The organism is Pseudomonas sp. (assembly GCF_037994325.1).
Lineage (GTDB): Bacteria > Pseudomonadota > Gammaproteobacteria > Pseudomonadales > Pseudomonadaceae > Aquipseudomonas.
Genome location: NZ_JBBNAH010000670.1, coordinates 1 through 6,877, shown reverse-complemented (window position 1 = coordinate 6,877; position 6,877 = coordinate 1). Strand labels below are relative to the sequence as shown.

Genomic DNA, 6,877 nt, shown 5'->3' with positions numbered 1-6,877 from the left:
ACATAAAGCCGGGGTCAAACGTGAAATGGCCCGTGGCGGTCAGGCCCCGTACATCTACAACATCGGGACCAACGGTGCCGGATAAAACGGGCAGCTCGACGGGGGCTGCGCCCTCGATGATCAACTGCGCTTTTTTGTCAGCCATCTGTGGCCTCCTATTTATGCTTGAAATCACCAGACTGCCCCCCACGCAGGGCCCGCCACACTATAGAGAGATAAATCCTAAAGTCAATTTACGAGAACCCAGGTGGCAGAAGGGTTGCAGCGATGTTTTGCGCGGAATTTCGCGCTATTTACGCCTTTTATTCGGTAAGCGCAATGAGCGGTTTGGGGTAGGCCTTTTCGTTGTCATTAGTAACCTAACTGTCTATACTCCCCCACCGACCGCCAGGGGTGTTAAAGCCTTTATTCTGGTGGTTGTCACTCCCGGGGCAGTGGGTCTGACCAGTGCACTTCCCGACAACTTTGCCCTGATTGTTAGGGGCCCTTCCGTGTGAAAAAAGCCGTGAATAGCCAAAGACCTGTAAACCTAGACTTAAGGACGATCAAACTCCCAGTCACTGCTTACACGTCCATCTTGCACCGGATCTCCGGTGTCATCCTCTTTGTGGGTTTGGCGGTGCTGTTGTATGCACTCGACAAGTCCCTCGAATCCGAGGATGGCTTCAAGCAGGTGGCCGCGTGCCTGGCCAGCCCTCTGGCCAAGTTTGTGATTTGGGCTCTTCTGTCCGCACTGCTGTATCACTTGGTGGCCGGTGTTCGCCATCTGATTATGGACGTGGGTGTCGGTGAGACGCTGGAAGGCGGCAAGCTGGGCTCGCAAATCGTACTCGTCGTTTCGGCGGTAGTGATCGTGCTGGCGGGAGTGTGGATATGGTAACTAACGTCACGAACTTTTCGCGCTCCGGGCTATATGACTGGATGGCCCAGCGCGTATCTGCGGTTGTACTCGCGGCTTATTTTCTCTTCCTGATTGGATACCTCGTGGTTCACCCAGGCCTGGACTACACCGTCTGGCATGGTCTGTTCTCGCAGAACTGGATGCGCATTTTCAGCCTTCTGGCTCTGGTTGCTCTTGGCGTTCACGCCTGGGTTGGTATGTGGACCATCTCCACCGACTACCTGACCCCAATGGCGTTGGGCAAATGGGCAACTGGTGTGCGGTTTCTGTTCCAGGCAGCGTGTGGCATTGCCATGTTCGCGTACTTCGTCTGGGGCGTGCAGATTCTTTGGGGTATCTGATTCATGGCTAACATTAATACGCTTTCCTTCGATGCCATCATTATTGGTGGTGGCGGTGCCGGGATGCGCGCCGCATTGCAGCTGGCCCAAGGCGGCCACAAGACTGCAGTAGTCACCAAGGTGTTCCCGACTCGTTCGCACACCGTTTCGGCACAAGGTGGTATCACCTGCGCTATCGCCTCCGCCGACCCGAACGATGACTGGCGCTGGCACATGTACGATACCGTCAAAGGCTCCGACTACATCGGCGACCAAGACGCTATCGAATACATGTGTTCTGTAGGTCCGGAAGCCGTGTTCGAGCTGGAACACATGGGCTTGCCGTTCTCCCGCACTGAACAAGGCCGCATCTATCAGCGTCCGTTCGGCGGCCAGTCGAAAGACTTCGGTAAAGGCGGCCAGGCTGCTCGTACCTGCGCGGCTGCTGACCGTACCGGTCACGCCCTGCTGCACACCCTGTATCAAGCCAACCTGAAAGCCGGCACCGTATTCCTCAACGAATACTACGGCGTTGACCTGGTCAAGAACGAAGACGGTGCCTTTGTCGGCATGATCGTCATCTGCATTGAAACCGGCGAAACCTCGTATGTCCGTGCTAACGCCACCGTACTGGCGACTGGCGGTGCAGGCCGTATCTACTCGTCCACCACTAACGCCCTGATCAATACCGGTGACGGTATCGGCATGGCGCTGCGTGCTGGCGTGCCGGTACAAGACATCGAAATGTGGCAGTTCCACCCAACCGGTATTGCCGGCGCTGGTGTACTGGTTACTGAAGGCTGCCGCGGTGAAGGCGGTTACCTGATCAACAAGCACGGCGAGCGTTTTATGGAGCGTTACGCTCCGAACGCCAAAGACTTGGCTGGTCGTGACGTTGTAGCCCGTTCGATGGTTAAAGAGATCATTGCCGGTAACGGCTGCGGTCCTGATGGCGACCACGTAATGCTGAAGCTCGATCACCTTGGTGAAGAAGTTCTGCATAGCCGTCTGCCAGGCATCATGGAACTGTCGAAAACCTTCGCCCACGTTGACCCTGCTGTAGCGCCAATCCCGGTTGTGCCTACCTGCCACTACATGATGGGCGGCGTTGCCACCAACATTCATGGCCAGGCGATCACCCAGGACGCCGAAGGCAATGACCAGATCATTCCTGGTCTGTTCGCCGTTGGTGAAGTGGCGTGCGTATCGGTGCACGGTGCCAACCGTTTGGGCGGCAACTCGCTGCTCGACCTGGTGGTATTCGGTCGCGCTGCTGGCCTGTTCCTGGAACAGACCCTGAAAGAAGGTGTCGACTACGCACGCGCTCGTCAGTCCGATATCGACGCTGCCTTGGCACGTCTGGACGGTCTGAACTCGCGCACTGAAGGCGAAGACGTCGCCAGCCTGCGTAAAGAGCTGCAAAGCTGCATGCAGAACTACTTCGGTGTATTCCGCACTGGCGAATACATGCAGAAGGGTATTGCTCAGTTGGCTGATCTGCGCGTACGCATCGCCAACGTGAAAATCAACGATAAGAGCCAGGCGTTCAATACCGCACGTATTGAAGCGCTGGAATTGCAAAACCTGCTTGAAGTGGCTGAAGCGACTGCGATTGCTGCCGAGGTTCGTAAAGAATCCCGCGGCGCTCACGCTCGCGAAGACTACGAAGATCGGGATGACGAAAACTGGCTCTGCCATTCCCTGTACTTCCCAGGGGATAAGCGCGTTACCAAACGTGCCGTCAACTTCGCGCCGAAAACCGTACCGGCGTTTGAACCGAAGATTCGTACTTACTAAGGGTGGCCGACATGTCGCAAGCCAAACTGCTGCAAGTAAGCGTTTACCGCTACAACCCGGATCAGGATGCTGCTCCGTTTATGCAGGATTTCCAGGTCAACACTGATGGCAAAGACATCATGATCCTGGACGTTCTGGCACTGATCAAAGAACAGGACGAAGGCTTCTCCTACCGTCGTTCCTGCCGTGAGGGCGTTTGTGGCTCCGACGGCATGAACATCAACGGCAAAAACGGCCTGGCCTGCATCACCCCGTTGTCGGCTGTGGTTAAAGGCAACAAGCTGGTGGTTCGCCCACTGCCTGGCCTGCCGGTGATCCGTGACCTGGTCGTGGATATGAGCATCTTCTACAAGCAGTACGAGAAGGTGAAACCTTTCCTACAGAACAATACGCCTGCGCCGGCTATCGAGCGTTTACAGACTCCGGAAGAGCGCGAAAAGCTCGACGGTCTGTACGAGTGCATTCTGTGCGCTTGCTGCTCGACTTCCTGCCCGTCGTTCTGGTGGAACCCCGACAAGTTCCTCGGTCCAGCTGCGCTGCTGCAAGCCTATCGTTTCCTGGCTGACAGCCGTGACACCCATACCGAAGAGCGCTTGGCTGCACTTGATGACCCATTCAGCGTATTCCGCTGCCGCGGCATCATGAACTGCGTGAACGTTTGCCCTAAGGGTCTGAACCCTACCAAGGCGATCGGCCACGTACGCAGCATGCTGTTGCAAAGCGGTATCTGATTTAACGGTTTTACCCGTAGCACGCGTGTTACGAGCAGTACCTGCGGCGCCGACGATTCGGCGCCGCAGTTTAAGACCGAGTCGTTACCCAAAAGGCGGCGGCTCTCATTCTGAAAAATTGACGACCAGCAGGGGCATCCGGGCTGGTACCCGGACTATCTGCGGGATCCGAAGTGGCGTTACCTGGTCGAGGTTTCGGCAGGGTTGTGTCATGCGGTTTCCACGCCGGTGGTGTCCCCTTACCGAGGGTGACCAAGCATGCAAGAAAGCGTGATGCAGCGCATGTGGGACAGTGCCCACCTATCCGGTGGTAACGCTGCCTACGTGGAAGAGCTCTACGAGCTCTACCTGCACGATCCCAACGCTGTGCCAGAAGAGTGGCGCACCTACTTCCAAAAGCTGCCGGCCGATGGCAACGTCACCAATGACGTTTCCCACTCGACGGTTCGCGATCACTTCGTCCTGCTGGCCAAGAACCAGCGGCGCGCACAACCGGTGTCCGCCGGTAGCGTGAGCAGTGAGCACGAGAAGAAGCAGGTCGAAGTCTTGCGACTGATTCAGGCGTATCGGATGCGTGGCCATCAGGCCTCTCAACTCGATCCGCTCGGTCTGTGGCAGCGCCCGGCACCGGCTGATTTGGCGATCAATCATTACGGCCTGACCGACGCCGATCTCGACACGACCTTCCGCACCGGTGAGCTTTACATCGGCAAAGAGGAAGCGACTCTACGTGAGATCTACGTGGCCTTGCAGCAGACATATTGCCGCACCATTGGCGCCGAGTTCACCCACATCGTCGATTCCGAGCAACGCAAGTGGTTCCAGCAGCGTCTGGAAAGCGTGCGCGGTCGTCCGACGGTTTCCGCTGACGTGCAGAGCCATCTGCTTGAGCGTCTGACTGCCGCTGAAGGCTTGGAAAAATACTTGGGCACCAAGTATCCAGGCACCAAGCGTTTTGGTCTGGAAGGTGGCGAAAGCTTGATTCCGCTGCTGGACGAGCTGATTCAACGCTCCGGTTCCTATGGCACTAAAGAAATTGTGATCGGCATGGCCCACCGTGGCCGTTTGAACGTGCTGGTCAACACCTTCGGCAAAAACCCGCGCGACCTGTTCGACGAGTTCGAAGGCAAGAAAAAATTGGTTGAGCTGGGCTCCGGTGACGTTAAGTACCACCAGGGTTTCTCCTCCAACGTAATGACCGCAGGTGGCGAAGTTCACTTGGCGATGGCGTTCAACCCGTCCCACCTGGAGATCGTTTCGCCAGTGGTTGAGGGTTCGGTACGCGCTCGTCAGGACCGTCGCAACGACACCACCGGTGACAAGGTACTGCCGGTTTCCCTGCACGGTGACGCGGCATTCGCCGGTCAAGGTGTGGTCATGGAAACCTTCCAGATGTCGCAAACTCGCGGCTTCAAAACGGGCGGCACCGTTCACATCGTCATCAACAACCAGGTCGGCTTTACCATCAGCAACCCGGAAGACTCGCGCTCCACCGAGTACTGCACCGACGTTGCCAAGATGATTCAGGCGCCAATCCTGCACGTAAACGGCGATGACCCGGAAGCCGTGTTGTTCGTGACCCAACTGGCTGTCGACTACCGCATGCAGTTCAAGCGTGACGTGGTGATCGACCTGGTTTGCTACCGTCGTCGTGGCCACAACGAGGCCGACGAGCCGAACGGCACCCAGCCATTGATGTACCAGCAGATCGCCAAGCAGCGCACTACCCGTGAGCTGTACGCCGACGTGTTGACCCAGTCCAACAGCCTTGACGCTGAAAGCGTGCAACACAAGGTCGACGACTACCGCAACGCGCTGGACAACGGCCTGCACGTGGTAAAAAGCCTGGTTAAAGAGCCGAACAAAGAGCTGTTCGTCGACTGGCGTCCGTACCTGGGTCACACCTGGACGGCTCGTCACGACACCCGCGTTCCGCTGAAAACCCTGCAGGAACTGGCCACCAAACTGCTGGAAATTCCGGACGGTTTCGTGGTCCAGCGCCAGGTTTCGAAGATCCTCGAAGATCGTCAGAAAATGGCCGCTGGTGGCCTGCCGATCAACTGGGGCTTCGCCGAAACCATGGCGTACGGCACCTTGCTGTTCGACAAGCACCCCATTCGCCTGACTGGTCAGGACGTGGGCCGCGGCACCTTCTCGCACCGTCATGCGGTGTTGCACAACCAGAAGGACGCGGGCACTTATATTCCGCTGCAGCATCTGTACGACGGTCAGCCGAAGTTCGACCTGTACGACTCGCTGTTGTCGGAAGAAGCCGTGCTGGCCTTCGAATACGGTTACTCGACCACCAAGCCGGATGCGCTGGTGATCTGGGAAGCTCAGTTCGGCGACTTCGCCAACGGTGCACAAGTCGTCGTTGACCAGTTCATCACCAGCGGCGAGCACAAGTGGGGCCGTCTGTGCGGTCTGACCATGTTGCTGCCGCACGGTTATGAAGGGCAGGGACCTGAGCACTCCTCGGCGCGTCTGGAGCGTTACCTGCAGCTGTGCGCTGAGCACAACATTCAGGTATGCGTACCGACCACCCCGGCGCAGGTCTACCACATGCTGCGTCGCCAGGTGATTCGCCCGCTGCGTAAGCCATTGGTCGCATTGACGCCGAAGTCGCTGCTGCGGCACAAATTGGCTATTTCGACCTTGGAAGACCTGGCCGAAGGTTCGTTCCAAACGGTAATTCCGGAGATCGACAGCCTCGATCCGAAGAAAGTGAAACGTTTGGTACTGTGCAGCGGCAAGGTTTACTACGACTTGCTGGAAAAACGCCGCGCCGAAGGCCGCGAAGATACTGCCATCGTGCGTATCGAGCAGCTGTACCCGTTCCCTGAGGACGACCTGGCCGAAGTGCTTGCCCCGTACAAGAACCTCGAGCACGTGGTCTGGTGCCAGGAAGAGCCGATGAACCAGGGCGCTTGGTATTGCAGCCAGCACCATATGCGTCGTGTCACGACTGCGCATAAGAAAGGCCTGTTCCTCGAGTACGCCGGGCGTGATGCCTCGGCCGCTCCGGCCTGTGGTTACGCTTCGATGCACGCTGAACAGCAGGAAAAACTGCTGCAAGCCGCCTTTACTGTTTAACGCCTTCGTCCAAGAAGATGGCTGCAGCGCTGGTC

At 57.5% G+C, this 6,877-nt stretch carries 5 protein-coding genes and 1 pseudogene; 5 read left to right on the top strand and 1 reads right to left on the bottom strand.

The window, feature by feature from the left end; genetic code table 11:
• Nucleotides 1-145 (bottom strand): annotated as a pseudogene (gene gltA / locus AAAB16_RS22155) (citrate (Si)-synthase); the annotation flags it as partial.
• Nucleotides 146-493: 348 nt separating this feature from the next.
• On the opposite strand from gltA, the gene sdhC reads away from it, so the two are divergent.
• The 5 genes from sdhC (at nucleotide 494) to AAAB16_RS22130 (ending at nucleotide 6,842) form a co-directional block, all read left to right on the top strand.
• Nucleotides 494-880 carry a succinate dehydrogenase, cytochrome b556 subunit gene (gene sdhC / locus AAAB16_RS22150; RefSeq protein WP_177411382.1) on the top strand — a complete coding sequence of 129 codons (387 nt, stop codon included), beginning with the start codon at nucleotides 494-496 and terminating at the stop codon, nucleotides 878-880.
• Complete coding sequence (sdhD, locus tag AAAB16_RS22145) at nucleotides 874-1,242, top strand: succinate dehydrogenase, hydrophobic membrane anchor protein (protein ID WP_110617799.1); 369 nt, start codon at nucleotides 874-876, stop codon at nucleotides 1,240-1,242. Before sdhC ends, sdhD begins: the two co-directional genes overlap by 7 nt.
• Nucleotides 1,243-1,245: 3 nt before the next feature.
• Complete coding sequence (gene sdhA, locus AAAB16_RS22140; RefSeq protein ID WP_340665278.1) at nucleotides 1,246-3,018, top strand: succinate dehydrogenase flavoprotein subunit; 1,773 nt, start codon at nucleotides 1,246-1,248, stop codon at nucleotides 3,016-3,018.
• 26 nt (nucleotides 3,019-3,044) lie between these two features.
• Nucleotides 3,045-3,749, top strand: a complete 705-nt coding sequence (locus tag AAAB16_RS22135; protein WP_110617903.1) for a succinate dehydrogenase iron-sulfur subunit — start codon at nucleotides 3,045-3,047, stop codon at nucleotides 3,747-3,749.
• A 258-nt stretch (nucleotides 3,750-4,007) separates the two neighbouring features.
• Nucleotides 4,008-6,842: a 2-oxoglutarate dehydrogenase E1 component gene (locus tag AAAB16_RS22130; RefSeq protein WP_340665277.1), complete on the top strand. Its 2,835-nt coding sequence runs from the start codon at nucleotides 4,008-4,010 to the stop codon at nucleotides 6,840-6,842.
• Nucleotides 6,843-6,877 lie beyond the last annotated feature (35 nt).